The following is a 26,361-nucleotide window of genomic DNA, read 5'->3' as shown; positions in this document are numbered from 1 at the left end:
AACCTACGTCAGATGGTGTGAATGCCGACCGGGGATCGGTTGTGCGGGGCTGTTGGCCGCCAAGAGAATCTGCAGCAGTTCCAGGGGCGGTACCGGCGGGCTGTAGTAGAAGCCCTGCATCACGTCGCAGCCCAGTTCGGCGACCCGGGCTGCCAGGTCGGCACTTTCGACACCCTCGGCGACCGTCGTCAGACCCAGTTCGTGGGCCAGGTCCACGCTGTAACGCACCACCGTGGCGACCCGGGCGTCGTCGACGACGGCGGCGACGAGTTCGCGGTCCAGTTTCACTTCGTCGACGGGAAGGTCGCAGAGGTAGGCCAGGGTGGAGTAGCCGCTGCCGAAGTCGTCGATGGCGATCGCGATTCCGTTGCCGCGCAACACATCGAGCACTTCCCGGGTCTTCTCCAGATTGCCCAGCAGCAGGTCCTCGGTGATCTCCAGGGTGAGTGCGGAGGAACTGAGATTCCGGTCGGCCAGCGCGCGCGCCACCCGGGTGGGCAAGTGGGTGTCGGCGAACAGCGGCGCGGAGATGTTCACCGCGACAGAGAGATCCGGCGCCACCGTGCGGAACTGCAGCACATCGTCGAGGGCCATGTTGATGACGAGTTCGGTGATGGATCCCATCAGGCCGTAGCGGCGGACCAGCGGCAGGAACTCGTCGGGACCCAGCAGTCCGCGCTCGGGATGCCGCCAGCGCACCAGCGCCTCGACGCCGCCGATGTGTTGGGTGCGGATGTCGACCTTGGGTTGGTACAGGACGGTGAGTTCGAACTGGTCGATGGCCTGCCGGAGTTCGGCAAGCTGGGCGTCGACGACTCGATCCGATTGTCCTGCTGCGCCACCCAGTCGGTTGAGCGAGCCGTCATCGGCCATCCGGTACATCTCCGGGGAAAACCGCTGCACCCCATGGCTCCTGGCCTTCTTGGCCGAGTACATCGCCACGTCGGCTTGCTTGAGCAGATCCTCAGCCGACAGCGCGCCCTGACCGGTGTCGGCGACCGCCAGTCCCACGCTGGGGCGGATGAACAGTTCGTGGCCCTCGATGAGGAACGGCTTGTCGAACGAGGTCACCACCCGCTGCGCGATCCGATCCGCAGTGGCGGCATCACCTTCGACCAGGACCACGAACTCATCACCGCCGAGGCGGGCCACGGTGTCGCTGTTGCGGACGCAGCCGAGGATCCGTTCGCCGGCCCGGTTGAGCAGGTCGTCACCGGCGGCATGCCCCAACGTGTCGTTGACGAGCTTGAAATCGTTGAGGTCCAGCGCGATCAGGCTCACCGGGGTGTTGTCCCGGGCCCGCTGGCCCATCGCCAGGTCCAGCCGGTCGGCGAACATCGCGCGGTTGCCCAGCCCCGTCAGCGGATCACGCAGGGCTTGTTCGGCAACGACTTTCAGCAGGCGCCTGTTCTCACTGACCGCGACGAACTGACGGGCCAACACCGTCACCACCAGCAGCGCGCCGACGAATTCCACCAACGGCGTCTGGAATGTCGACGGAGGTTCGGTGGCCGCCACGATGCCGACCAGTAACAGCGGTGCGTACGGGAACCAGATGGACGCCCATCCCGGCAGCGACACCTGGCGGCGCGTGTCATGGGCACCTTCCCGGCTCGCCGTCGCCGCGACCATGATGAGCAGCAGCCCGGCCACCCACCCGATATCGATCACGTTGCCGCTGGTGTATTCGCTCTTGAGCGACAGGTAGGCAAAGGCACTGTCGGACAGGGCAATACAAGTCATCGCGACAGTGAGCAGGCTCAGCACCAGACGCTGGTCGGGAGCGGCCCGGACGGCTGCGACCGCGGCGATGGTCAGGATCACCACATCGGAGACCGGATAGGCCAGTGAGAGCACGAGAGTCAGCGTGGTGTCGGCACCGGCCTCATACAGCGGCCGCAGGATCGTCACCCAGCTGGCCAGGAACAACGATCCGGCCACGATCAGACCGTCGAGCAGCATGCGCCCACGGAACTGGCGGCTGCGATCGGCGGGGAACAGCAGCAGGCCGACGCAGAAGCCGACGGGCATGATCAGGTAGGCCGCGTCGGCAAGCGACGGGAAGGGCACCTCGTCGGCGGACAGTTCGTAGTAGGCCCAGAGGATGTCGCCGACGGCCCAGCCCACCAACCCGATGGCCATGGCGATCCACGCCGCGCGCAGCCGGCCGTTCGTGGAACGTGCCGCCATGGCGGCCAGGATGACCGACGGGATGGTGAGGACCACGAAGACGATGTCGTCGACGGCCTGCAGCGATGTCCCGTGCGAGAGGCCGCCGATGATCCACCCGACGAAGACGACGAACACGGCGGCGGCGGCAGTCGCGATGTGCGAGGTCTTCAACACATCGCCACCTCCCCCGGCATCGGCCCGACTATTTGCGGGCAAAGCGATCTTAAGGCGCGATGACGCCGGATGTGGCCGAGTGACGCGTTAGCGCGCGGGCGGCCGTCCCAGCGCGTGGACGGTCCAGCCGGCAGCCGACCAGCGTTCGTTGTCCAGGCAGTTGCGGCCGTCGACGATCACCTGGGCCCGCACCGTGGCTGCCAGGGTGTGCGGCTCGAGGTCGAGGAATTCCTGCCACTCGGTGAGCACCAGCACCGCGTCGGCGCGGTCGCAGGCCTCCAGCGCCGAGGTCGAGTAGTTGAGCGTGGGAAACAGCCGCTGCGAGTTCTCCATCGCCTTCGGGTCGTAGACGTTGACGGTGGCACCGTTGAGTTGCAGCATGCCGGCCACGTTGAGGGCCGGGGAGTCGCGCACATCGTCGGATTCGGGCTTGAACGCCGCCCCGAGCACAGCGACGTTGGCGCCCAGCAGCGAGCCGCCGCAGGCGGTGGTGGCCAGTTCCACCATGCGGGTGCGACGGCGCATGTTGATGCTGTCCACCTCCCGCAGGAATGTCAGGGCGTGATTGGCGCCGAGTTCGCCGGCACGGGCCATGAACGCGCGAATGTCCTTGGGCAGGCAACCACCGCCGAACCCGAGTCCGGCGTTGAGGAAGCGGCGGCCGATGCGCGGGTCATAGCCCAGCGCGTCGGCCAGCACGCGGACATCGGCGCCGGCTGCCTCACACACCTCCGAGATCGCATTGATGAACGAGATCTTGGTGGCCAGAAACGCGTTGGCCGAGACCTTGACCAGTTCAGCGGTCTGCAGATCGGTGAGCAGGAACGGCACGTCGTCGGCCAGCAGCGGTGCATACATCTCGCGCAACGCGGCTTCAGCCCGGGTCGAATCCGGTTGCACCCCAACGACGATGCGGTCGGGGTGCAGGGTGTCGTGCACTGCGAATCCTTCCCGGAGGAATTCCGGGTTCCAGGCGACTTCGACGTCGACGCCGTCGCGGGTCAGCGACTGCGCCCGCCGGGCGAGCTCGGCCGCGGTGCCCACCGGCACAGTCGATTTGCCGACGATCACGGCTGGCCGGGTCAGCCGCGGGACGAGTTCGTCGATCACGGCATTGACGTGGCGCAGGTCGGCGCCGTACTCGCCCTTCTTCTGCGGGGTGCCGACGCCCAGGAAATGCACGTCGGCGAAGTCGGCGGCCAGTTCATAGTCGGTGGTGAAGCGCAGCCGACCGGCAGACAAGTTGTCCCGCAACACTTTTGCCAGTCCCGGTTCGTAGAACGGGATGTCGCCGGCGGACAGTTTCGCGATCTTGCCGGGGTCGATGTCGACGCCGACAACCTCGTGGCCCAGTGCGGCCATCCCGGCGGCGTGCGTGGCTCCCAGGTAGCCGGTACCGAATACAGTGCATCGCATACTGCCTCTATAGGCAGCGGCGATGAGCTAACTGCATCGCGACACCAAGCGCCGGGCTAACGGCGGGTGAACTCGGGTCTCAGTGACCGAAACCGGGGAACAACGGCCAGATCGGGTTCTGCGACCCCCCGCCGCCGGACCCGCGGCCGCTGCTGCCATGCGATCCGCCGTCGGAGTCCGATCCTGAGCCACCGGAACCACTAGAACCGTAGTGTAGGTGGGCTCCGGGGTGTAGGTCGGCAGCGGCGTGTACGTCGGCGGCGCGGTGTACGTCGGAGTCGGTGTCGACGTCGGTGGGGTGTACGTCGGCGTCGGGGTGTACGTCGGAGTCGGTGTGTACTGCGGATATTGCGGGGTGCGGGGCCGCAGGAACGGCGGCAGCAGCGGGGGCAGCACCACGATCGGCGGCGCGATGACCGGTGCTTGAATCACCGGGGCCGGGGCCTGCACCACGGGTGCGGGCGCCGGTGCGGCCGGTGCGGGAGCGGGTGCCTCGGGCACCGGTGCCGGGGCCGCCGGTGCGGGCGCGGGTGCCTTCGGCGCCGGAGTCACGAAGACCGTGCGCGGCGCCTGTTGCACCACCTGGACCGGTTCCTGGATCGTCTCGGCGGGCGACGACGGCGCCGGTGCGGGCACCTGGGCTTCCGGTGTCGCCGGGGCCGGTGCCTGGCTGCTGGGGACGATGACGCTCTCGCCCGGGCTGGGCCGCTGGTCGACGGTGGGCCGGATGCTGACCGCCAGCGAGATCACCAGCGCCACCACCCCGACCACGAAGACCGAGGTCAGCGCGCTGCCGACCAGCAGGAACGGCTTACGTCCGGGCTCCTCGACGACGTCGTCGTCGACCTCGTCGAAGTCGGCGGGCACCGCGTCGTAGCCCAGGTCCTCGTCGGGCACTTCGCTGTAGCCCAGCGGGGCCATGTATCCGGCGGCGGCCATCTGGGTGGCGCCGGCGGCCATCTCGGTGTCGGCGCCCGCGGAGTACGCGGCGCCGGCGGTGGTGCCCTCGCGGTCCTGGGCGTAAGCCAGGCCGACGGTGGAGGCCTCGTAGCGAGGCGTGGTCGCCGATGCCAGGGCGGCACCGCGGGCCAAGGCCAGCTCAGCTTCATCCGGCGCGTGCACCGGAAGCGTCGTGCCTTGCGCGACCTGCGACTTGACGGCGGCGACGTCGATGCCGGAGCCGACCATGAACAGGCCCTGCGGCGGCTCGGCCAGGTCTTCGAGATCGGTGACCATCCGGGTCAGTTCGGCCACCGCATCGGGGGCGTGCAGGCTCTGGCTTTCGACCTTGACGATGTCGCCGGTCGCGGTCTGCACCACCGACAGGGTCGCAGTGTCACGCTCGAGGAACATCAGGGCGGTGCGGTCGTAGCCGACGGCTTGTCCGACCGCCTGGGCCAGCGCACCGGCGGCGTGCAGCTCGGACACCAGGACGACGTCGTCGATCTTGCGGGCGGCCAGCGCCTCGCGCAGTTCGGCGGCGCCGACGTAGTCGGTCCACGTGACGCCGGTCGCGATCAGGCGGTGGCCACCCTCTTGCGCGCTCTCCCGGGTGCCCAGGATGGCAGCGATCACCTGGTCGGCAGCTGTGGTTGCCGTGCCTTCATCGGTGCTGATGTCGAACGCGTCGTGGTCGACGGTGATCCCGTCGGCCTTCTCGCCTTCGACCAGCACCATGCGGACCGTTGTTGGTGTCATCGACACACCAAGCACGATGTCCACGAACCCTCCAAGGTTGTTTGCTAGCTGGTCCCGACCCGCTACCGCGCTCCCCCGGCGGAAGCCGGTCGACCTAGAAGTTTCATCGCCGCAGGTAGGGGCGGTGTTACAGCCAATCGGCTTAGCTGGCGGGGCGCAGCTGACCCTGGAGGTTCGAGGTTACTCGCCGCGCGGCGACTGGATGAAGTTCTGATACGAACGCGATGGTGTGGGACCGCGCTGACCCTGGTATTTCGAGCCGACCTTGGCGCTGCCGTACGGGTGCTCGGCAGGGCTGGTGAGCCGCAGCAGGCAGAGCTGGCCGATCTTCATCCCGGGCCACAGCGTGATCGGCAGGTTGGCGACGTTGGACAGCTCCAGGGTGATGTGCCCGGAGAAACCGGGGTCGATGAACCCGGCGGTGGAGTGCGTCAGCAGTCCCAGCCGGCCCAGCGAGGACTTGCCCTCCAGTCGGCCGGCGAGGTCGTCGGGCAGGCTGCAGCACTCCAGCGTCGATCCGAGGACGAACTCGCCGGGGTGCAGCACGAACGGCTCGCCGTCGACGGCCTGGACCAGGGTGGTCAGCTCGTCCTGCTGCTTGGCGGGGTCGATGTGGGTGTAGCGGGTGTTGTTGAACACCCGGAAGAGGTTGTCCAACCGGACGTCCACGCTCGACGGCTGCACCAGGGAGTCGTCGAACGGGTCAATGCCGAGTCTGCCGTCGGAGATGGCGGCACGGATGTCACGATCGGAGAGCAGCACGCGATGAGCGTATAGCTGCCAAGGGGGAGAGATGGGGATGGCGTCAAACGTTGCGCGGATGGCTGCTGCCCTGCTGGTGCTGACCGCGTGCGCGGCACCGCAGCGCGCGCCCGCGCCGGCCGCGATGCCGCTGGCCGACGGATCGGATCGGGCGGTGGCCACGGCGATCGACGCGATCACGACGTTCCCCACCGAGCTGGACCCACGGATCTGGGACGGGACCGCCATGCGCCAGGACGTGCGCTCGATGACGCTGAAGGTCGTCGACCGGGTGGTGGCCACGTCCGGTATCGCGGGCCTGACGGTGGATTCGGTGGAACTGTTCGGCAGCAACGCGTCCTACGAGTACGACGACACCTCCGATTTCGGGGTGCATGTGTTCGTGCATTCGACGTCGCTGTCGCCGGGGCAACTCGACGGGGTGCTCAGGCTGCTCAACGACGACGTGGAGCGGCGCCAGGAGGGACACATCACCTTCAACGGGGTGCCGTTGGAGCTGACGTTTCACGCCGAGCGCACCGAGCGCTACCGCGCCCAGCCCGGGCAAGGCCAGTACTCGATCTCGGCCGCCCGCTGGATCCAGACGCCGGTGCAGCAGCCGGATCGGTTCGACCGTACGCAGATGGACAAGGACTTGCGGATGTTCATCGGTGCGTACAACGACCTGGTGAAGGCCTACACGGCGAACAAGAAGGGTTTCGACTGTGCGCGGTTCGGTGCGCTGGACACCCGGTTGGATGACTACCGAAACTCGGTATTTGCCAACGGTTCTGGCAGCCGCTCGACGCAGAACCTGACCTATCGGGCGTTGCGGCGGCTGAACGTGTCGATCCCCGGCATGCTCGACACGCTCGAGGACGAGTGCGTGTTCGTCAACGAGTCGGTCGGGTGAATCACCGGAGCCGTGTGAACTCCCGGCGTCGGGTTGCTATCCTTCGACAGCACCACATGCCGATGTAGTTCAATGGCAGAACATCAGCTTCCCAAGCTGAATACGCGGGTTCGATTCCCGTCATCGGCTCTCACTTCCCGCTCCCTGATGCCAACCTGGAACCATCCCCCCACGCCCCGCGGTTCACTGCCTCGGATTCCGGCCCACTCAAGCGCTGAGCCCGCACGATATCGGCACTAATCTGACCTGATGGCAAAAGTGTTGTCGGTCAATCTGGCTCAAGTTCGGCCGAATCCCGATCCGGCCGCGCGCGGCAGGCCGACCGGTATCGACAAAGCCCCGACACCTGACGCTGTCTTAGTGCGGGCGCCAGGTCCGATGCACGACGGTCTCGGCAGCGGCCTCGTCGGCGACACCATCGGCAACCACAAGGTCCATGGCGGTGACGATCAAGCGGTTTACGCCTACGCCCGAGAGGACCTCGACGGGTGGGAGAGCGAACTCGGTCGGCCACTGACGAACGGAATGTTCGGCGAGAACCTCACCACGCTGGGAGTCGAGGTTTCGCACGCCCTGATCGGCGAACGCTGGCGGATCGGCACCGATGGGCTGGTGCTCGAGGTCTCCGCCCCGCGCATACCGTGCAATACCTTCAAGGCCTTCCTTGACGTGAACCGATGGGTCAAGACCTTCACCACGGCGGCCAAGCCCGGTGCTTACCTGCGCGTGATATCACCGGGAACCGTGCGCAGTGGCGACGAGGTTCTGATCGACTACCGTCCGGAGCACGACGTGACCATCGAGCTAGCCTTCCGCGCCCGAATGACCGAGCCGGCCCTTGCTCCGCAGCTGCTGGCTGCCGAAGCCCTCTCAGCCGAACTGAAAGACTTCGCCAAGAGCCGGCAGTAACGGCCGATCCATGGCCCGCGACTCGCAGGCGTACGCGGTTTGATGCAGGCGTCGACGTGGAAGCTCTCCACAGCACCCGGCTTGCAGTCGATATCATCACGGACCGAAATGGAATTCACCACGTGTTGTTCGGCTACTCGTTCTTGGCTTCTGATGTTGGGAGCACGGCCCCAGTCCCATTACCGGCGCCACGAATTCGCGCTCCCGCCTTACATTGACCCGATGACAACGACGTCACGCCGGCTGGTGCGGCGGCCGATCGATTACCTGCTGATCCCGGCCTTCATCCTGGGCATCATCAACGCCGTCGCGCTCAGCCTCCCGGAGGCGATCGGGATCCCCGTCGCCACCGACAGTCCGTGGCCGGTGCTACGCGCCCTGCACACCTGGGCCGTCGAGCAGGAACCGCAGCATCTGGTCATGCCGCCGACGTTGCAGGCCTCACTGCTCTACGACGCCTTCGTCCAGCTGCCGTTCCTCATCGTGCTGACCATCGGACTGTGGAAGCTCAAGCAGTGGCCGTGGCTGGGCATCCTGGCCCTGGTCTATTCAGTCAGCGCCGTGATGAACATGTACTTCTACTTCATGCAGACGTTCCTGGGTCCGGACGCTCCCCCGCATCTGGCCGTCTACCTGCCGATGAACCTGCCCTGGGCGATCGTGCCGATGTTGGTGGCCTACCGGTTCTGGCCGTACGGCGTGAACTTGTCGAAGACCGCCGTTTGAGTGTGCGTCCCGGGCGGGTAATCGCGCGAAATCCCGCCGTACACGCACACTCGATGAGCCGCACTCAGCGGTAGTAGACCTCATCACCGGTCGGGTATCCGCCGCCGGTCGTCGTGACGTGCACATGGTCGTAATGGCCGTAGCCGAAGCCTGACGGTCCACTCGGGGTGTAGTAGACACCGCGCCAGATCGCGTCCTGGATCCCGAACCGCTTGGCGTTCTTGAAGACGTACTCCACGATGGCGTTGCCCAGTGCGATGCCCTCAGCACTTCCCGGGTTGGGGATCATCACGTCGACCGCCAGGCCTTCGGGATGCCAGCGCAGCGCATCCGGGCGGACCCCGCCCATGCTGTGGATCTGGGGGAACTCGGCACTGATGGCGCGGGACACCAGAATGGTCTTGACCTGCAGACCCCGCTCCGGGGCCAGCCCGACGGGCAGGAAGCGCGACCGGGTATCCACCACCCACCGCGACGCGCGGGACGCCTGCGCCGCGAAAGCGACGCCCACCGGGTCACCGGGAGCGGCTGTCGCCGCATCGGCCACTACGAGCTGCAGGCAGCACGGTGCGCTCTCGACGACGGCCGGCGCCGGCTCCTTCTGGGCGGCCAGCGGTTGCACGTCGCCCCCGACGACCAGCGCCAGGGCGACGGGGACGCCAACGGCGGCGAGGACCATTGCTGGTCTGCGCCGCTTCTTGGCAAATAGGTGGCGTCCCACGAATGACACAATAGCGTGATCACGAACCAATAACAGCAACGTATCGAATCTTTAAATTCACCATTCTCCGATTCGGAGCCGCGGCGCCCAGGCAGCACGCACCGCTCTTTGCCCGATCGGCGCGCCTGCGGCGACCGGCTGTCGTACGCTGCCGCGGTGGGCCTGATGAGCGCGGCACCCCACGACACCTGATCGAGGTGACGCGAACGCCTCTGCGCCACAAAAGGTTTCGACAACAGAGGGGGAACGTGTGACCACCAGCCACACCACCGCAGCGCCGATGTGGACCCGCCGCGACCTCATCACCATCGCCGTCACGCTGGGCGCCGGGGCCGCCGCAGCAGCGCTGCATTTCGGCAACGGCAACGCCGTGGCCGCCTTCCTGCTGTCCGCGGCCGCGCTGGCCGCCCTGGCCTCGCTGGTCGGCCGCTCCGTCGAGGCACTCGGCGACCGACTCGGCGCCAAGGCCACCGGCCTACTGCAGACCGCGCTGGGCAACCTGCCGGAGCTGTTCGTCATCCTGTTTGCCCTGAAAGCGGGCCTGTTCGACGTGGTCAAGGCCACGCTGGTCGGCTCCATCCTGGCCAACGCGCTGCTGGTTCTGGGCGCCGCCATCATGGTCGGTGGGCTCAAGCACGGCAGGCAGCGTTTCGCCGCCGACGACTCCCGCACATTGGGTCTGATGTTCACCCTGGCGGTGTTCATCCTGGCGGTGCCGTCCCTGACCGCAGCCCTGCACACCCCGGCGGCCTCCCACGAGCGCACCGTCTCGATCGTGGTCTCGGTCATCATGCTGGCGCTGTTCGCGCTGTCGCTGCCGGCAACCATGCTGCGCTCCGAAAAGCACAACCCGATCGCCGCCAATGCCGAATCCGCCGCGGCCGCGAGCAAGGCAGCGGTGCACGGTGAATGGCCACTGGCCCTGGCGATCGGCATGCTGGCCGCCACCGGCGCGGGCGCGGCCTTTGTCTCGGAGTGGTTCGTGGCGGCCCTGCAGCCGGCGATGGATGCCGCGGGCATCAACGAAGTGTTCGCCGGTCTGGTGATCGTCGCGATCGCGGGCAATGCCGTGGAGAACGTCGTCGGTATTCAGTTGGCCGCCAAGAACCAGATGGATTTCGCGATTCAGGTGATCCTGCAGTCGCCAGTCCAGATCGCCCTCACGGTCGCACCGATCGTGGTGCTGGCGGCGGGATTCCTCGGCCAGCCCAGCTTCGATCTCGTGCTCTCACCGCTGCTGCTGGCTTCGATGATCATGTCCGCGCTCGTCGCGGTGCTGGTGACCTTCGACGGGGAGTCGCACTGGTTCGAGGGTGCGGTGCTGATCGCGTTGTATATCGCGATCGCCACCTCGTTCTGGTGGGGCTAAGTCACGGGCTCGGGGGTGCGACGGCAGGGGCCGTGACCGCCACCGACGTTCCGGGGTTCTCCGACAGCGTCGAACTGGCACTCGGGGTGGGCCCGACACCGAGCCCCTGCTCGGCCAGGCCGATGCACTCGTAGGAGTTCTGCCCGGTGCACGGGATGCCGTCGACCACCGGCAGACCGCCCTCCGGGGCGGTGGTTTCTGCGACGATATCGGGCGGAAGGCCCGGCATGCAGATACCGGTGCGCGGGTCGAAAGTCTCGTAGGTAGGGCACTTTTCGCCCGGGGCCGGGGAGGCGGGGCTGGACGTCACCACGCTGACGGCCATCGCGGCCAGCGCCGCGACCGCCATCAGAGGCAGAACAACCACCCGAGCCGACATGGCAAAAGAGTCAACCACAGCGGCCCAGCCTGCGCCGGGTTACCGAACCAGCTCACCCATCGGGGCCGGGCGCTGACGAACCAGTTTCGGCCACCAGAACCAGCGGCCGAGCAGAGCCGCGATCGCCGGGGTCATGAAGGCTCGCACGATCAGGGTGTCGAACAGCAGACCCATCCCGATCGTCGTGCCGATCTGGGCCACCACCACCATCGAACTGACCGACATCGCCATCATCGTGAACGCGAAGACCAAGCCGGCCGCGGTGACCACCGAGCCACTGCCACCCATGGCACGGATGATGCCGGTGTTGATGCCCGCGCCGATCTCTTCCTTCATCCGCGCAACCAGCAACAGGTTGTAGTCCGCACCGACAGCCAACAGGATGATCACCGCCATGGCCATCACCATGAACTGCAGGTCCTTGCCGAGAATGTGCTGCCACAACAGGATCGACATCCCGAACGAGGCGCCCAGTGAGAGCACGACCGTACCCACGATCACCGCGGCTGCGACGATGGCTCGGGTGATCAGCAGCATGATGATGAAGATCAGGGTCAGCGCCGCCACCCCGGCGATCATCAGGTCGTAGGCGTTGCCGATCTCGAGGTCCTTGAACGCCGAGGCGGTGCCACCCAGGTAGACCTTCGAGCCCTCCAGCGGTGTGCCCTTCATCGCCTCGAATACGGCATTCTTGATGGCGTCGATCCGCTTGATGCCCTCGGGGGACAGCGGATCTTCCTCATGCGAGATGATGAACCGGACGGCATGCCCGTTCGGCGAGATGAAGTTCTTCATGCCGCGCTTGAACTCGGTGTTGTCGAAGATCTCCGGCGGCAGATAGAACGTGTCGTCGTTGTGGGAGTCGTTGAACGCCTTGCCCATTGCGGTGGAGTTCTGATCCATCGCGGCCTGCTGATCCTGCTGGCCGGCCTGGGTGGCCTGCATGGTCAGCATCATGATGCGCATCCGCTTCATGCTCTCGACGGTCGGGACCATCATCGCGGCCATCTGCGGCATCAGTTCGTCGAGCTTGTGCATGTCGGGTAGCAACGACTGGATGTCGTCGGCCATGGTGTCGATACCGTCGATGCTGTCGAACGTCGACCGCAACGACCAGCACACCGGAATGTCGTAGCAGTGCGGTTCCCAGTACAGGTAGTTGCGGATCGGCCGGAAGAAGTCGTCGAAATCGGCTATGTGGTCCCGCAATTCGAAGATGTCGGCGGCCATCTGATCGGTCTGGGTGACCATGTTGTGCATAGTGCTGCTCATGCGTTCCATCAACCCGATCATCTGGGTCGTGGTGTTGATGGAGTCCTGCATCAGGTTGCCCTGCACGATCATGTCGGCCATCCGGTCCTGCAGGTAGGACCGGTTCATCGTCTGCATGGTGCCGCCCATGCTGAGCTGGGACGGAATCGTGCTGTACTTCAACGGTTTTCCGTCAGGCCGGGTGATCGACTGCACCCGCCCGATACCGGGGACCTTGGCGACCGCCTTGGCGATCCGCTCGATCACCAGGAAGTCAGCTGAGTTACGTAGGTCCTGATTGGTCTCCACCATCAGGATTTCCGGATTCAGCCGCGCGATCGGGAAGTGACGTTCGGCGGCGGCGAAGCCTTCGTTGGCCGGCAGATCGGCCGGCAGGTACTTGCGGTCGTTGTAGCTGGGCTGATAGCCGGGCAGCATGATCAGGCCGATCAGCGCGACCGCCACCGTCAGGAACAGCACCCAGCCCGGCCACCGAACCACCGCGGCCGCCAGCTTGCGCCAGAACCGAATACGCATGGCCCGCTTGGGTTCGAGCATGCCGAACCGGCTGGCGACGGTGATCATCGCCGGCCCCAGGGTCAGCGCCACCAGGACGGCGACCACCATGCCGGTGGCCATCGGCACACCCAGAGTCTGGAAGTACGGCAGCCGGGTGAACACCAGGCAGAACGTGGCACCGGCGATCGTCATACCGGAGGCCAGCACCACGTGCGCGGTGCCGTGGAACATCGTGTAGTAGGCCGATTCCTTGTCCTCACCGACCGTGCGCGCCTCTTGATATCGCCCGATAAGGAAGATCGCGTAGTCGGTGGACGCGGCTATCGCCAAGGTCACCAAGAGTTGGGTAGCGAACGGCGACAAGCCGATCAGCTCGTGGTAGCCGAGGAAGGCCACCACTCCCCGGGTCACCGACAACCCGAGAATCAGCATCACCAGCACCAGCAGGACGGTGAGGATCGACCGGTAGAAGAACAGCAGCATGAAGATGATGACGCCGACGGTCGCGAATTCGATGATCCGCAGACTCTTCTCGCCGACATGCTGTTGGTCGGCCTCCAGCGCCGGCCCACCGGTGACGAACACTTTGACCCCGGGCGGCGGCGTCAGACTCGCCACGATCTTCTGGACGGCTTCAACCGACTGGTTACTCAGCGGCTCGCCCATGTTGCCGGCGAGGTTCACCTGGACGTAGACGGCCTTGCCGTCGCCGCTCTGGGCGCCGACCCGGGTCAGCGGGTCACCCCAGAAGTCCTGGATGTGCTGGACGTGGGTGGTGTCGGCGCGCAGCTTGGCCACCATGTCGTCGTAGAAGGCGTGCGCGTCGTCGCCCAGGGGCTGATCGCCCTCCAGCACGATCATCGCCGAGCTGTCCGAATCGGACTCCTCGAAGACCTTGCCGACCCGGGTCATCGCCACGATCGACGGGGCTTCCCGGGGCGACATCGAGACCGCCCGCATCTTGGCGACGTCCTCGAGCTGCGGCACCATCACGTTGAGGACCGCGATCAGGCCGATCCACCCGAGAATGATCGGGACAGCCAGCCGACGGATCCACTTGGCCACGCCGCTTCGACGCGCCTCGTCAGCGCGGAGCTCAGGGTCGATCGTCGGAGCAGTCATGATGAGTTAGTCATACTAGCTATAACTGCGCCGCTGGTGGGGGCCAGCCTCCGGTCGTCACATTTGGCAGCCGTATGAAAGATTGCTGAAATCGCAAATTCCTGCACAAAACCGAGCAAAAACAGCTGCTTTAAACCACCCCCCGAATAACTACACTCGCACGCTCGGGAAAGTGCGAGATTGACGGCGCCACAACGGATTCGGATTACGGAAAGCAAAATCGGGGTACCTGTGGCAGAGGCTGTGCAGGCGTTCTAAAGTTCGCCCATCAGTCGTTCGCAGAACGAGGGGGTGGGCATGGAATTTCATCACAGTCCAGGATTCATTGCCGTTGCGATCGTCGCCGTCCCGATCCTCGTCGCGATGGTCGGTGCCATCTCCGGCTACGTCGCCCAGGAACTGCGCGACCGGGCCGACGGTGTGGTGGCCACGTGGGCCGGCTTGCGGATCACTCCGCAGCAGTTGGTGCTGGGCTATCACGCCAACGCCCGGCGCCTCCCCCTGCACGGACTGCGCGTCAACGTCGAGGAGACCGGCTCGCCGGTGCGCCGCCATCACAACCGGCGGGTGCACCTGACCATCGAGGTCGACGGGACGCCGATCGATCGCTGGCAGCCCTATTCGCGGGCCAGCCGCAGGTCAGCACACCGCTTCGCGACGACGCTGACCACGATGAGCCAGACCGTCGAGCGGCGCGAGCACAGCTTCTGAGGGGTCCTACCAGACCCGGACGTAGTCGACGAGCATGTCCGCGGGGTAGGTGCCCGGCCGCGGATCGCCACCTCCGGACCCGCTGACCGCGAGGTTGAGCACCGGGAACATCCGGTAGTCCGGGAAGTTGAACGGCCAGTCGTCCAGCGAGTTGGCCGGGACCGTGAAGTACGGCTCCTTGCCGTCGACGTAGTCCTGCCAGAAGTACATGCCGGAGTCGTTCCAGGTGACCCGCCAGGTGTGCCAGTTGCTATCGACACCGACCGGGTTGGTCGCGAACGACGTCCCGTCCAGGCGGGCGTGCACCGTGGTTCCCGACGGCCACTCACCGTTGCCGTACCACTCGACGAGGTCGACTTCGCCGCCCACTTCGGGGTGATCGTTCATCAGCCACCAGGCCGGCCAGGCGCCCGCCGTCAGGCAGTTGAACTTGATCCGTGCTTCCCAGGTGGTGCCGATCCCGCCCCACCAGGTCCCGACAACCTTGCCGCTGACGTACTTGCCGTCGTTGCGGGTGGCGCGGATGACGAGGTTGGAATTGCCGTCGAGGAAGACGTGCTGACGGTCGTCGCGGTACTGGCCCATGTTCTCGGGCCGGTCCCAGAACACCGGGTTCTTGATGGTCTCGCGCGCCTTCGCGATGTTCCACTTCGAGGGGTCCGGAGCCGAACCCGCGGGTCCGTCGAACTCGTCGTGGAACAGGTACGCCGGAGCGGCCGCGTTGGGCGCAGGCGCGTCCGGTCGGGCGGGACTGGCACCGGCCGCCGGCATGGGCAGCGCGGCGGCAATCGCACCGAAACCGGCCATGACCATCAGACTGCGGCGATCAATATCAGGCACCCCCAAACCTTAAAGGCGATCCGGGGCGCACCGCGCATCTGGGGCCGGTTCGACGCCGGCGCTAATTATGAACGGCAGCCGAGCATCTGACGAAATGCTTGTGAACAGCGCAAACGCCGATGCGCGACGGGATCGCCCGCGATCGGCTGACCCGATCCGTGTGTCGGCCGGATTCACCTAAGCGGTCCGCAGCGCCCGCGTAACGTGAGCGACTGATGAAGTCGACCATTCTGTCCCGCCGTGACCTGGATTTCCTGCTGTTCGAGTGGCTCGCCGCTGACGAGCTGACCAAACGGGCGCGCTTCGCCGAGCACTCCCGGGAAACCTTCTCCGATGTCCTGGACCTCTGTGAAGACCTGGCAACCCGATACTTCGCCACCCACAACAAGAAGAGCGACCAGAACGAGCCGACCTTCGACGGCACGACGGTGACGGTGATCCCCGAGGTCAAAGACGCCATCGACGCGTTCGCCGCCGCCGACCTGACCGGCATGAGCATGGACGAGGAACTCGGTGGGGCCCAGCTTCCGGCGACCATCGCCCAAGCCGGTTTCGCCTGGTTCATGGCGGCCAACATCAGCACAGCGGGCTACCTCATGCTGACCATCGCCAACGCCAACCTGCTGGTGAAGTTCGGCAGCCCCGATCAGGTGGAGCGGTTCGTCAATCCGATGCTCGCCGGCCGGTTCACCGGGACGATGGCGCTGTCTGAGCCGCAGGCCGGCTCGTCGCTGGCCGATATCGTCACGCGCGCCGAACCCCAGGACGACGGCACCTACCGGCTGTTCGGCTCCAAAATGTGGATCTCCGGCGCCGAGCACGAGATGTCGGAGAACATCGTCCACCTGGTGCTGGCCAAGATTCCGGGCGGCCCGGCCGGAACCAAGGGCATCTCGCTGTTCATCGTGCCCAAGTACCTGGTGGGCGACGACGGGGCGGTCGGGCAGCGCAACGACGTCGCGATCTCGGGCCTCAACCACAAGATGGGCCAGCGCGGCATCACCAACACCGTGCTCAACTTCAACGGCGCGGTGGGCTATCTGGTGGGCGAACCGCACCGCGGCATCGTCTACATGTTCCACATGATGAACGAGGCGCGCCTCGGAGTGGGCATGGGCGCGGTGGCGCTGGGCTACACCGGGTACCTGAAGTCCCTGCAGTACGCGTTGGAGCGGCCGCAGGGCCGTCCGATCACCACCAAGGACCCCACCACCGCGCAGGTGCCGATCGTCGACCACGCCGACGTCAAGCGAATGTTGTTGGCGCAGAAGTCGTATGCGGAAGGATCGCTGGCCCTGGCGCTGTACTGCGCCCGGCTGGTGGACTGGCAGCACAGTGCGGAGTCCGACGAGGAACGCGACTCCTCGGCACTGCTGCTCGATATCCTCACCCCGATCGCCAAGAGCTGGCCGTCGCAGTGGTGCGTGGAGGCCAACAGCCTGGCGATCCAGGTGCTCGGTGGTTACGGCTACACCCGCGAGTACGACGTCGAGCAGCACTACCGCGACAATCGGCTCAACCCGATCCACGAAGGCACCCACGGTATCCAGAGCCTGGATCTGTTGGGCCGCAAGGTGACTCAGCGTGGCGGCGCCAGCCTGACGGCGCTGAGCGCGGCCATCGGGCAGACGGTAGACGCGGCCAAAGCCGCCGGCGGCGAGGCGGCCGACCTGGCCGCGGATCTGGAAGCGTCCTGGCATCAGCTGGTCGAGGTGACGATGTCGATGTTCGCCTCCGGCGACGTCGAAGCGGCGATGGCCAACAGCGCCGTCTACCTGGAAGCGTTCGGGCACATCATCATTGCCTGGATGTGGCTGGAGCAGTTCGTGGCCACCAACGGGCACCCGGGTGACTTCTACGAGGGCAAGCGCCAGGCCGCCCGGTACTTCTTCCGCTACGAGCTTCCGCGCACCGGCCCGCAGCTACAGCTACTGCGTTCCCTTGATCGCACCACATTGGACATGCGCCCGGAGTGGTTCTGACCTGGCCCACCCCTTACGATGCCCTTTGATCGACGAAGGGGTCAGCAACAATGGGTAGCAGCAGGTACGTCGGCTATGTCGGTGGCGTGGCCGTCGCGGTAGGTGTCGGTGCGGCGATCGCCGCCGCTGGTCAGGGCACCGCCGCCGCGGACAGCGGCCGGTCGGATTCGACCGCCAGCACCTCGCAGGCCGACGCCGGACCGAAGAAGGCTGCCACCGGCACCACGGCCCACACCCGGCCACGCTCGACGCTGGGCAGCACCTCGACCGACGCCACCAACAACGTGAGCACGGTGCCCGCCGCGGCGAGCGTCGCGACGTCCAAGGCCTCGACCGTGCAAGCCGCCCGGGTGAACCGGCTCACCACCCTGTCGACCGGCTCCAGCGCCCGCAGTGCTGCGGCCGCCGCTGCCGCCACCACCGACTCGTCGACCCCCACGGCGTCGGACACCGTGTCGGTGCCGTGGAGCCCGAACCCGCTGCGCCCGATGCCGCCGGAGCCCGCACCCAACGACATGCCCGGGCCCATCTGGGACCTGGAGCAGGCCGTCGTCAACATCTTCCCGGACTTCTTCAAGCCGGTCCCGCGGGAGATCTTCGAGGGCGGCTACCGGCTGACGCAGATGATCCCGTGGGTCAACATCGTGGTGCCGTTCTCCAATATCGGCGCGAACCTGCAGGCCGCACTGTCCGGCGACAAGTCGGCCACCCAGCGCATCATCAACAACCTGATCGTGACGATCGAGCCGGTGGCCATCCTGTACTACGGCTACAACGAGATCGCCGATCTGGTGAACCTGGAACAGCAGGCACTGGATCTGCAGACGTGGGCCATCACCACCGCGTGGGACATCCTGGATCCGTTCCAGTTGCTGCACAACCGCGCTGAGTCGGGCCTGCCGCTGTCCACCACCACACCTCCGGCCTACCCGACCTCGGCGGCATCGGCGCTGGTGTAGCAGCCCGACCGGCACTACCGACCGGCCAGCGTCGCAGCATCTGTGACGCTTCAGGATGCAGCTCAGCAGTTCTGCCCCCAAGATCTAAGGATTGCGGCAGAGTGTCCTAAGCCTTGACGGGGTTCGCACGTCACGCGAGCAGACTGAGGAGCGGTATGAGCAAGCTGCGGAACGCCATCACCATCGTCAGCATCACCGCGGTGGCGACCTTCGGAGTCGCTGCCTGTGGGGGCGACAAGGGTGGCGGCGGGGGTGCCAAGGGCGGCGATATCAACGTCACGATGACGTCCTTCCCCGACTACGTCGACCCGCAGCTGTCGTACACCCTGGAAGGGTGGGAGGTGCTGTGGAACACCTACACCCCGCTGCTGACCTACAAGCACCAGAAGGGTGATCCCGGTACGGATGTGGTGCCCGGCCTGGCCAAGGCCATGCCGGAAATCTCGGCCGACGGCCTGACCTACAAGCTGACCCTGCGGCCGAACATGAAGTACTCCGACGGCACCCCGATCAAGGCCTCGGACTTCACCTACGCGATCAAGCGGCTCTTCAAAGCCGACTCCGGCGGCTCGGTGTTCTACGAAGGCATCGTCGGCGCAAAGGATTTCGCCGACGGTAAGGCCGACACCATTTCCGGTATCAAGACCGATGACGCCACCGGCGACATCACGATCCAGTTGGACAAGCCCAACGGCACGTTCAACAACCTCCTCGGCCTGATGTTCGCCGCCCCGATCCCGCAGAACACCCCGCTGGACAAGGACGCCACCAACAACCCGCCGCCGTCCAGCGGCCCGTTCGTGATCACCAAGGTCGACGCGCCGAACACCCTGACCCTGGAACGCAATCCGGAGTTCAAGACGGTCAAGGATGCCGGCGCCACCGAGGTGGCTGACGCCCAGGTCGACAAGATCATCGTCACCCAGAACAAGAACAACTCCGCTCAGGTCACCGGCGTTCAGCAGAACCAGATCGACTACATGACCGATCCGCCCGACGCCGACCGGCTGCCGGAGATCAAGGCCAAGTACGCCAGCCGATTCCGGCTCGAGGACTCGATCAACACCTACTACTTCTGGATGAACACCCAGAAGGCACCGTTCAACGATCTGAAGGTGCGCCAGGCCATCAACTACGCGATCGACCCCGAGGCCCTCAACCGGGTGTTCGGCGGCCGCCTGCATGCCACCCAGCAGATCCTGCCGCCCGGCATGCCCGGCTACGACGAGTACAAGCTGTACCCGGGACCGGACATGAACAAGGCCAAAGCCCTTCTTGCCGAGGCGAACCCGGCCGACAAGGACATCACCGTCTGGACCGATGACGAGCCGGACCGCAAGCGGATCGGCGAGTACTACCACGACCTGCTGACCCAGCTCGGCTTCAATGCCACCCTGAAGGTCATCTCCGGCGACACCTACTTCCAGACCATCGGCAACGAGTCGACACCGGATCTGGACACCGGGTTCTCCGACTGGTTCCAGGACTTCCCACACCCGGATGACTTCTTCCGTCCGCTGCTCAACGGCGAGAACATCCTGCCCACCAACAGCAACAACTTCTCCCGGGTCAACATCCCCGAGCTCGACGCCAAGCAGAACGAACTGCTGACCAAACAGCTCACCGACGACGTCCGCAAGCAGTACGCCGAGCTGGACAAGGCCTACATGGAGCAGGCGGTGTGGGCGCCGTACGGCAATGAGCAGTACACGACGTTCCTGTCGGAGCGGATGGACTTCGACAAGTCATATCGACATCTGCTGTTCAACCAGGACTACACCTCCTTCGCGTTGAAGTAGCCGACACCATGGTCACAGAAGTCCAGGGGCGCAGTCCCTGGCATCTGGCATGGGAACGATTGCGGCACAACAAGGTCGCCTTGGCCTTCGGCGTGCTGTTCATCCTGCTGGTGCTGTTCTCATTGGCCGCCCCGCTGTGGGCCGACCACGTCGCGCACACCGGACCCAACCAGAACCACATCACCGACAAGATCCTGATCGACGGCCAGGAGACCTACGTCGTCTCCCCGGACGGCACACCACTGGGGCCCGGACTGCGCGGTCGCTACCTGCTCGGCGCCGACCAGAACGGCCGGGATGTCATGGTGCGGTTGATGTACGGCGGACGCACCTCGATCTACATCGGCGTGATGGCCGCGGTGATCACCACCGTCTTCGCGGTGATCATCGGCATGCTGTCGGGGTACTACCGCGGCTGGATCGACTCCGTGCTGTCCCGAATCCTCGACGTGGTGTGGGCGTTCCCGGTGCTGCTGCTCGGTATCGCGCTGGGCACCACATTGGCCCTGGGCGGGTTCAAGATCGGTGGCCTGGTGGTTGCCGGTGACTCGCTGTGGATTCCGATCCTGATCATCGGTCTGGTGTATGTGCCGTACATGGCCCGACCGGTCCGCGGCGAGATCCTCGCGCTGCGGGAGAAGGAGTTCGTGGAAGCCGCCGTGGCCCAGGGCAAGGGACCGGTCCGCATCATGATCTCCGAGCTGCTGCCGAACATCATCTCGACCATCATCGTGTTCTTCACCCTCAACATCGCCAACAACATGCTGCTGGAGTCGGCGCTGTCGTTCCTGGGCGCCGGCGTGCGGCCACCCAACGCGTCCTGGGGCACGATGATCGCCGACGGCTATCAGACGATCTACACCGCACCGCATCTGACGATCGTTCCCGGTCTGATGATCGTGCTGACGGTGTTGTCGCTCAACGTGTTCGGTGACGGCCTGCGTGACGCGCTCGATCCGCGCGCCAAGATCCGGTTGGAGCACTAGCCATGCTTCGGTTCGTCGCCCGAAGGCTCATCGGCATGATCGCGGTGCTGTTCGCGATCTCGGTCATCGTGTTCCTGATCTTCAACGTCATCCCCAATTCCGATCCGGCGGCGCGCATCGCGGGAAAGAACGCCAACCCCGCGCTGATCGCCCGGGTCAGCGCCGACCTCGGCCTCGACAAGCCGCTGCCAGTGCAATACCTCACGATGATGAAGCAGATCTTCACCGGCGAACTCACCTCGTATGCCAGCAGTCAGAATGTGGCCGAACAGATCTGGGACGGTCTGCCCGCCACGTTGTCGCTGACCATCGGCGCCGCGGTGCTGTGGATGGCGCTGGCGATCTGGTTCGGCTACCTGAGCGCTGTGTACGCCGGCCGCTTCACCGACCGGGCGCTGACCATCCTGGCGCTGGTCGGCATCTCGATGCCGGTGTTCTGGCTGGCGGCGATCCTGCTGTACTTCTTCAGCTTCAAGACCCAGATCTTCCCGACGGGCAGTTACGTTCCGCTGACCGAGGATCCGCTGCAGTGGGCGTATCACCTGATCCTGCCGTGGGTCACGCTGGCGGTGCTCTATGTCGGCTTCTACAGCCGGGTGTTGCGGTCCAACATGCTCGACGCGATGAACGAGGACTATGTGCGGACCGCCCGCGCCAAGGGCATCAGCGAACGGCAGGTCCGGATCCGGCACGTGCTGCGCAACTCCATGATCCCGATCGTCACGCTGTTCGGCCTGGACTTCGGTGCCGTGGTGGGCGGCGGAGCGATCCTGACCGAGACGGTGTTCAACATCAACGGTGTGGGCCTGTATGCCGGGCAGGCGATCGGCAAGCTGGACCTGCCGCCGCTGATGGCGGTGACGATGTTCGGTGCGTTCTTCATCGTGCTGTTCAACACGATCGTTGACATCCTCTATGCGGTGCTGGATCCGCGGATCCGGCTCGGTGAGGCGGCGCCGGTATGAGCCCGATCCTGACTGTGCGCGACCTTCAGGTCAGCTTCCGCACCGACGACGGCGTGGTCCGTGCGGTCGACGGGGTGTCCTTCGAGGTCTCCCCGGGCGAAGTCGTCGCGATCGTCGGCGAATCCGGCAGCGGCAAGAGTGTGACGGCGCAGACGCTGATCGGTCTGACCCGTGCCCCGAACTCGAAGATCACCGGATCGGTGACGTTCGACGGCCGCGATCTGGTGACGCTGTCCGACGACGAATTCCGCGGTGTGCGTGGCGAACACATCGCGATGGTGTTCCAGGATCCGATGACCTCGCTCAACCCGGTCTACCGGGTGGGTGACCAGATCGCCGAGATGATCCGGGCCCATCGCGACGTGTCCAAGGCTGAGGCGCTGACCCAGGCCGTGGACCTACTGCGCTCCGTGGGCATCCCCAATCCCGAACGCCGGGTGTGTGATTACCCGCACGAGTTCTCCGGCGGTATGCGCCAGCGGGTGATGATCGCGATGGCACTGGCGCTGGATCCCGAAGTGCTGATCGCCGATGAACCCACCACCGCCCTCGACGTCACCATCCAAGCGCAGATCCTGCGTCTGCTGGAGAAGCTCAACGCCGAACGCAACCTGTCGGTGGTGCTCATCACCCACGATCTGGGCGTCGTTGCCGAACTGGCCGACCGGGTGGTGGTGATGTACGGCGGGCAGATCGTCGAGGACGGGCCGCTCCACGAGATCTTCTACAACCCGCAGCATCCCTACACCTGGGGACTGCTCGGATCGATCGCGCGTCTCGACGAAGCGCGACCCGAACGGCTGCCGCAGATTCCCGGTCAGCCGCCGTCGCTGCTGAACCCGCCGACCGGCTGCCGCTTCGCTGCCCGCTGCACGTACGCCTTCGAAGCCTGCACGCAGCCACCAACTCTGGAGGTTCGCGGCGGTGGCCCCGGCCATCTGGACCGCTGCTGGCTGCCCGCTGAGGAGAAGGTGGCGAGCCGATGAAAGGCGATCCGCTGCTGGAGGTCACCGACCTCGTCGTGCACTTCCCGATCAAGTCCGGCATCGTGGTAGACCGCGAAGTGGCGCGGGTGCATGCCGTCGACGGCGTCAGCTTCACCCTGCACGAAGGCGAAACCCTAGGTCTGGTCGGCGAATCCGGCTGCGGCAAGTCGACGTTGTGCCGGGCCATCCTGCAATTGGTGGCACCCACATCGGGGTCGGTCCGGTTCGACGGCCAGGAACTGGTGGGCCTGTCGCGGCGCGCGCTGCGGCCGCTGCGCCGCGAGATGCAGATGATCTTCCAGGATCCGTTCGCGTCGCTGAACCCACGCAAGCGGGTCGGTCAGATCATCGGCGATCCGCTGGAACTGCACGGACTGGCCAGCGGCGCCGAACTCAAGCGGCGGGTCCAGGACCTGCTCGACCGGGTCGGGCTGCAGGCCGAGCACTACAACCGCTATCCGCACGAGTTCTCCGGCGGGCAGCGCCAGCGCATCGGCATCGCACGGGCGTTGGCGCTACAGCCCAAGCTGATCATCGCCGACGAGCCGGTATCGGCACTCGACGTCTCGGTGCAGGCCCAGATCATCAACCTGCTCGAGGAACTGCAGGAGGAGTTCGGGCTGTCCTACCTGTTCGTTGCCCACGACCTGGGGGTGGTGCGGCACGTCTCGGACCGCGTCGCGGTGATGTATCTGGGCAAGGTCGTGGAGAACTCCGACTCCGACGGCCTCTACGACAGTCCACTGCACCCGTACACCAACGCCCTGCTGTCGGCGGTGCCGATCCCCGACCCGCGCAAGAATCTCGACCGGGAGCGCATCACGCTGGAAGGTGATGTGCCCAGCCCGATCGACCCGCCGCCGGGCTGCCGGTTCCACACCCGCTGCGTGTCTGCCACCGACATCTGCCGCACCGAGGAGCCGGCCCTGACCGCGCACGGCGACAGTCACGTGGTGGCCTGCCACCACCCACGCACCTCGTGATGTCGGTACCGAGCGACGATTAACCCGCCGACGTCGTGGGTATTGGTACTGCCATGGACGGTGCCGGGGAGATCCTGCGGACGGTGGGGCTACTACTCAACCTCACGGCGATCATTGGATTCGCCGTGTTCATGAGTTCGTTGGGTGGTGTTGGCGCCGGTCCGTCAGGGACCGCGGCGGCCGTCACCATCGGGGCCTTCGTGTCGAGTCTGCTGTGTTTCGCCGCCGATGGCCGCGATGAGGATGTTCTCAGCGAACCGCCAAGCGCGACGGGTGTTTTCACCCGTACTGTGTAGGCGTGCCAACTGTTGCGCAACACCTCCTTTCGACCCTGATCGCCAGCGATGTCCGCCGCGTCTACGGCTTGCCCGGTGACAGCCTCAACGGCTTCACCGATGCCATCCGCCGCTCCGGTGAGATCACCTGGGAACACGTCCGTCACGAGGAGACCGCTGCCTTCGCGGCCACCGCCGACGCGGCGCTCACCGGGCAGTTGGCCGTCTGCGCCGGTAGCTGCGGGCCCGGCAACACCCACCTGATCAACGGTCTCTACGACGCCCAGCGGACCCGGGTTCCGGTGCTGGCCATCGCCGCGCACATCCCCCTGAACGAGGTCGGCACCGGCTACTTCCAGGAAACCCACCCGCAGGAACTCTTCCGCGAGTGCAGCGTCTACTGCGAGCTGGTGAGCACCCCGGAGATGGCGCAGCGGCTGGTCGAGATCGCGATGCGGACCGCGGTCGAGGAGAATGGCGTCGCGGTCTTGGTGATCCCCGGTGAAGTCTTCTCCGCCCGGCTGCCGGAACGGGAGTGGAACATCCGCCCGGTGCTGCCCACCCGGTCGGTGCTGCGCCCCGATGACGAATCCCTGCGCCGCGCCGCTGCCCTGATCAATGCCGGGTCGCGGGTGACGATCCTGGGCGGTGCCGGCACCGCCGGTGCACACGACGAGCTGATCCAGCTGGCCGACACGGTGAAATCGCCCATCGTGCATGCATTCCGCGGCAAGGAGCACATCGAGTACGACAACCCCTTCGATGTGGGGATGACCGGGCTGCTCGGGTTCGCCTCGGGATACAAGGCCATCAAAGAAGCCGACGTGCTTCTGATGCTCGGTACCGACTTCCCCTACTCGCAGTTCTATCCCGAGGGCGCCACCGTGATCCAGGTGGACCTGCGCGGTAGTCACCTGGGCCGGCGCACGGCGGTGGACCTCGGTCTGGTCGGCGACGTGAAGGACACCATCGCGGCGCTGCTGCCGCTGCTGTCACCCAAGGGCGACCGCACCCACCTGGACCGCGCGCTGCATCACTACCAGCGCACCCGCAAATCGCTGGACGCGCTGGCGGTCAACGACCGTGACCGCACCCCGATCCGCCCGGAATACGTTGCGGGCGTGGTGAACCGGCTGGCCGATGATGACACCGTCTTCACCTTCGACGTGGGCTCGCCGACGATCTGGGCCGCCCGGTACCTGACGATGAACGGCAAACGCCGGCTCAGTGGCTCGTTCACCCACGGCACCATGGCCTGCGCGTTGACGCACGCCGTCGGCGCCCAGACCGCGTTCCCGGATCGTCAGGTGATCGCCCTGGCCGGTGACGGTGGGCTGGCGATGATGTTCGGCGAACTGCTGACCCTGGTGCAGAACAACCTGCCCGTGAAGGTCGTCGTGTTCAACAACTCGTCGCTGAACTTCGTCGAGCTGGAGATGAAGTCCGCCGGTGTGGTGAATTTCGGTACCGATCTGAAGAACCCGGACTTCGGCGCGGTCGCGCAGGCGATCGGCATCTTCGGCCGCCGCGTCGAGCAGCCGGGCGATCTGGAGCAGGCGGTGGCCGACGCGTTGGCGCACCCGGGGCCGGCCTTGATCGACGTCGTGGTGTCGCGCGAGGAGTTGACCATCCCGCCGGCCATCACCGCCGAGCAGGCGAAGGGATTCACGCTCTACGCGATCCGCACGATCCTCGCCGGCCGCGGCGACGAGCTGCTGGACCTGGTGAGCACCAACGTCGCGCGCCGCATCCTGGACTGAGCACC

22 protein-coding genes and 1 tRNA gene are annotated in these 26,361 nt (G+C 65.9%); 15 read left to right on the top strand and 8 right to left on the bottom strand.

The window, feature by feature from the left end; translation table 11 throughout:
- Nucleotides 1–3: 3 nt before the first annotated feature.
- The 4 genes from BN3385_RS04695 to dcd all read right to left on the bottom strand — a co-directional run bounded on the left by BN3385_RS04695 (nucleotide 4) and on the right by dcd (nucleotide 6,222).
- A complete protein-coding gene (locus BN3385_RS04695) occupies nucleotides 4–2,346 on the bottom strand; it encodes a putative bifunctional diguanylate cyclase/phosphodiesterase (protein WP_059015456.1) in 2,343 nt (780 codons plus the stop codon).
- Between the two features lie 87 nt (nucleotides 2,347–2,433).
- Nucleotides 2,434–3,762 (bottom strand): UDP-glucose dehydrogenase family protein, encoded by a 1,329-nt coding sequence (locus tag BN3385_RS04690; protein ID WP_059015455.1) that lies wholly within the window; start codon nucleotides 3,760–3,762, stop codon nucleotides 2,434–2,436.
- A gap of 27 nt (nucleotides 3,763–3,789) precedes the next feature.
- Nucleotides 3,790–5,484 (bottom strand): DUF7159 family protein, encoded by a 1,695-nt coding sequence (locus tag BN3385_RS04685; RefSeq protein ID WP_231748628.1) that lies wholly within the window; start codon nucleotides 5,482–5,484, stop codon nucleotides 3,790–3,792.
- A 156-nt stretch (nucleotides 5,485–5,640) separates the two neighbouring features.
- Nucleotides 5,641–6,222 (bottom strand): dCTP deaminase, encoded by a 582-nt coding sequence (gene dcd / locus BN3385_RS04680; RefSeq protein ID WP_059015454.1) that lies wholly within the window; start codon nucleotides 6,220–6,222, stop codon nucleotides 5,641–5,643.
- A 37-nt stretch (nucleotides 6,223–6,259) separates the two neighbouring features.
- Here dcd and BN3385_RS04675 point away from each other — a divergent pair, with 37 nt between their 5' ends.
- From BN3385_RS04675 to BN3385_RS04660, 4 genes are all read left to right on the top strand, one after another.
- Entirely contained in the window at nucleotides 6,260–7,114 is an 855-nt protein-coding gene (locus BN3385_RS04675) for a hypothetical protein (RefSeq protein WP_231748627.1), read from the top strand.
- Between the two features lie 58 nt (nucleotides 7,115–7,172).
- A tRNA-Gly gene (locus BN3385_RS04670) sits at nucleotides 7,173–7,243 on the top strand.
- 120 nt (nucleotides 7,244–7,363) lie between these two features.
- Nucleotides 7,364–8,023: an MOSC domain-containing protein gene (locus tag BN3385_RS04665; protein ID WP_059015452.1), complete on the top strand. Its 660-nt coding sequence runs from the start codon at nucleotides 7,364–7,366 to the stop codon at nucleotides 8,021–8,023.
- 222 nt (nucleotides 8,024–8,245) lie between these two features.
- Entirely contained in the window at nucleotides 8,246–8,749 is a 504-nt protein-coding gene (locus BN3385_RS04660; protein WP_059015451.1) for an EXPERA domain-containing protein, read from the top strand.
- 64 nt (nucleotides 8,750–8,813) lie between these two features.
- Here BN3385_RS04660 and BN3385_RS04655 read toward each other — a convergent pair whose 3' ends face one another.
- Nucleotides 8,814–9,470: a VldE C-terminal domain-containing protein gene (locus BN3385_RS04655; RefSeq protein ID WP_197415122.1), complete on the bottom strand. Its 657-nt coding sequence runs from the start codon at nucleotides 9,468–9,470 to the stop codon at nucleotides 8,814–8,816.
- A 250-nt stretch (nucleotides 9,471–9,720) separates the two neighbouring features.
- On the opposite strand from BN3385_RS04655, the gene cax reads away from it, so the two are divergent.
- Nucleotides 9,721–10,839 carry a calcium/proton exchanger gene (cax, locus tag BN3385_RS04650; RefSeq protein ID WP_082690279.1) on the top strand — a complete coding sequence of 373 codons (1,119 nt, stop codon included), beginning with the start codon at nucleotides 9,721–9,723 and terminating at the stop codon, nucleotides 10,837–10,839.
- Between the two features lies 1 nt (nucleotide 10,840).
- On the opposite strand, the gene BN3385_RS04645 is transcribed toward cax, so the two are convergent.
- On the bottom strand, nucleotides 10,841–11,188 hold the full coding sequence (locus tag BN3385_RS04645) for an intersectin-EH binding protein Ibp1 (protein ID WP_156432555.1): 348 nt from the start codon (nucleotides 11,186–11,188) through the stop codon (nucleotides 10,841–10,843).
- 69 nt (nucleotides 11,189–11,257) lie between these two features.
- A complete protein-coding gene (locus BN3385_RS04640; RefSeq protein ID WP_059015448.1) occupies nucleotides 11,258–14,110 on the bottom strand; it encodes an MMPL/RND family transporter in 2,853 nt (950 codons plus the stop codon).
- Nucleotides 14,111–14,407: 297 nt separating this feature from the next.
- Here BN3385_RS04640 and BN3385_RS04635 point away from each other — a divergent pair, with 297 nt between their 5' ends.
- Nucleotides 14,408–14,821: a hypothetical protein gene (locus tag BN3385_RS04635; RefSeq protein ID WP_059015447.1), complete on the top strand. Its 414-nt coding sequence runs from the start codon at nucleotides 14,408–14,410 to the stop codon at nucleotides 14,819–14,821.
- A gap of 6 nt (nucleotides 14,822–14,827) precedes the next feature.
- Here the strand turns inward: BN3385_RS04635 and BN3385_RS04630 are convergent, their stop codons facing one another.
- Complete coding sequence (locus BN3385_RS04630; RefSeq protein ID WP_059015446.1) at nucleotides 14,828–15,634, bottom strand: glycoside hydrolase family 16 protein; 807 nt, start codon at nucleotides 15,632–15,634, stop codon at nucleotides 14,828–14,830.
- A gap of 242 nt (nucleotides 15,635–15,876) precedes the next feature.
- Between BN3385_RS04630 and BN3385_RS04625 the strand changes: the two genes are divergently transcribed.
- From BN3385_RS04625 to poxB, 9 genes are all read left to right on the top strand, one after another.
- Nucleotides 15,877–17,643 carry an acyl-CoA dehydrogenase gene (locus BN3385_RS04625; protein WP_059015445.1) on the top strand — a complete coding sequence of 589 codons (1,767 nt, stop codon included), beginning with the start codon at nucleotides 15,877–15,879 and terminating at the stop codon, nucleotides 17,641–17,643.
- A gap of 50 nt (nucleotides 17,644–17,693) precedes the next feature.
- Nucleotides 17,694–18,602: a hypothetical protein gene (locus tag BN3385_RS04620; RefSeq protein WP_059015444.1), complete on the top strand. Its 909-nt coding sequence runs from the start codon at nucleotides 17,694–17,696 to the stop codon at nucleotides 18,600–18,602.
- Nucleotides 18,603–18,757: 155 nt separating this feature from the next.
- A complete protein-coding gene (locus BN3385_RS04615; protein WP_059015443.1) occupies nucleotides 18,758–20,401 on the top strand; it encodes an ABC transporter substrate-binding protein in 1,644 nt (547 codons plus the stop codon).
- 8 nt (nucleotides 20,402–20,409) lie between these two features.
- Nucleotides 20,410–21,387, top strand: a complete 978-nt coding sequence (locus tag BN3385_RS04610) for an ABC transporter permease (RefSeq protein WP_059015442.1) — start codon at nucleotides 20,410–20,412, stop codon at nucleotides 21,385–21,387.
- A 2-nt stretch (nucleotides 21,388–21,389) separates the two neighbouring features.
- Nucleotides 21,390–22,352, top strand: a complete 963-nt coding sequence (locus BN3385_RS04605; protein ID WP_059015441.1) for an ABC transporter permease — start codon at nucleotides 21,390–21,392, stop codon at nucleotides 22,350–22,352.
- On the top strand, nucleotides 22,349–23,338 hold the full coding sequence (locus tag BN3385_RS04600) for an ABC transporter ATP-binding protein (RefSeq protein WP_059015440.1): 990 nt from the start codon (nucleotides 22,349–22,351) through the stop codon (nucleotides 23,336–23,338). The genes BN3385_RS04605 and BN3385_RS04600 overlap by 4 nt, the downstream gene beginning before the upstream one ends.
- Entirely contained in the window at nucleotides 23,335–24,321 is a 987-nt protein-coding gene (locus BN3385_RS04595; RefSeq protein WP_059015439.1) for an ABC transporter ATP-binding protein, read from the top strand. The genes BN3385_RS04600 and BN3385_RS04595 overlap by 4 nt, the downstream gene beginning before the upstream one ends.
- Before the next feature lie 53 nt (nucleotides 24,322–24,374).
- Nucleotides 24,375–24,617 carry a hypothetical protein gene (locus tag BN3385_RS04590; protein ID WP_059015438.1) on the top strand — a complete coding sequence of 81 codons (243 nt, stop codon included), beginning with the start codon at nucleotides 24,375–24,377 and terminating at the stop codon, nucleotides 24,615–24,617.
- Between the two features lie 2 nt (nucleotides 24,618–24,619).
- Complete coding sequence (gene poxB, locus BN3385_RS04585) at nucleotides 24,620–26,356, top strand: ubiquinone-dependent pyruvate dehydrogenase (RefSeq protein WP_059015437.1); 1,737 nt, start codon at nucleotides 24,620–24,622, stop codon at nucleotides 26,354–26,356.
- The last annotated feature ends 5 nt before the right edge of the window (nucleotides 26,357–26,361 follow it).

The organism is Mycobacterium sp. M26, assembly GCF_001494595.1.
Classification (GTDB): domain Bacteria; phylum Actinomycetota; class Actinomycetes; order Mycobacteriales; family Mycobacteriaceae; genus Mycobacterium.
Note: the sequence above shows the minus strand (reverse complement) of the source record. Positions and strands in the feature narration are given on the sequence as shown.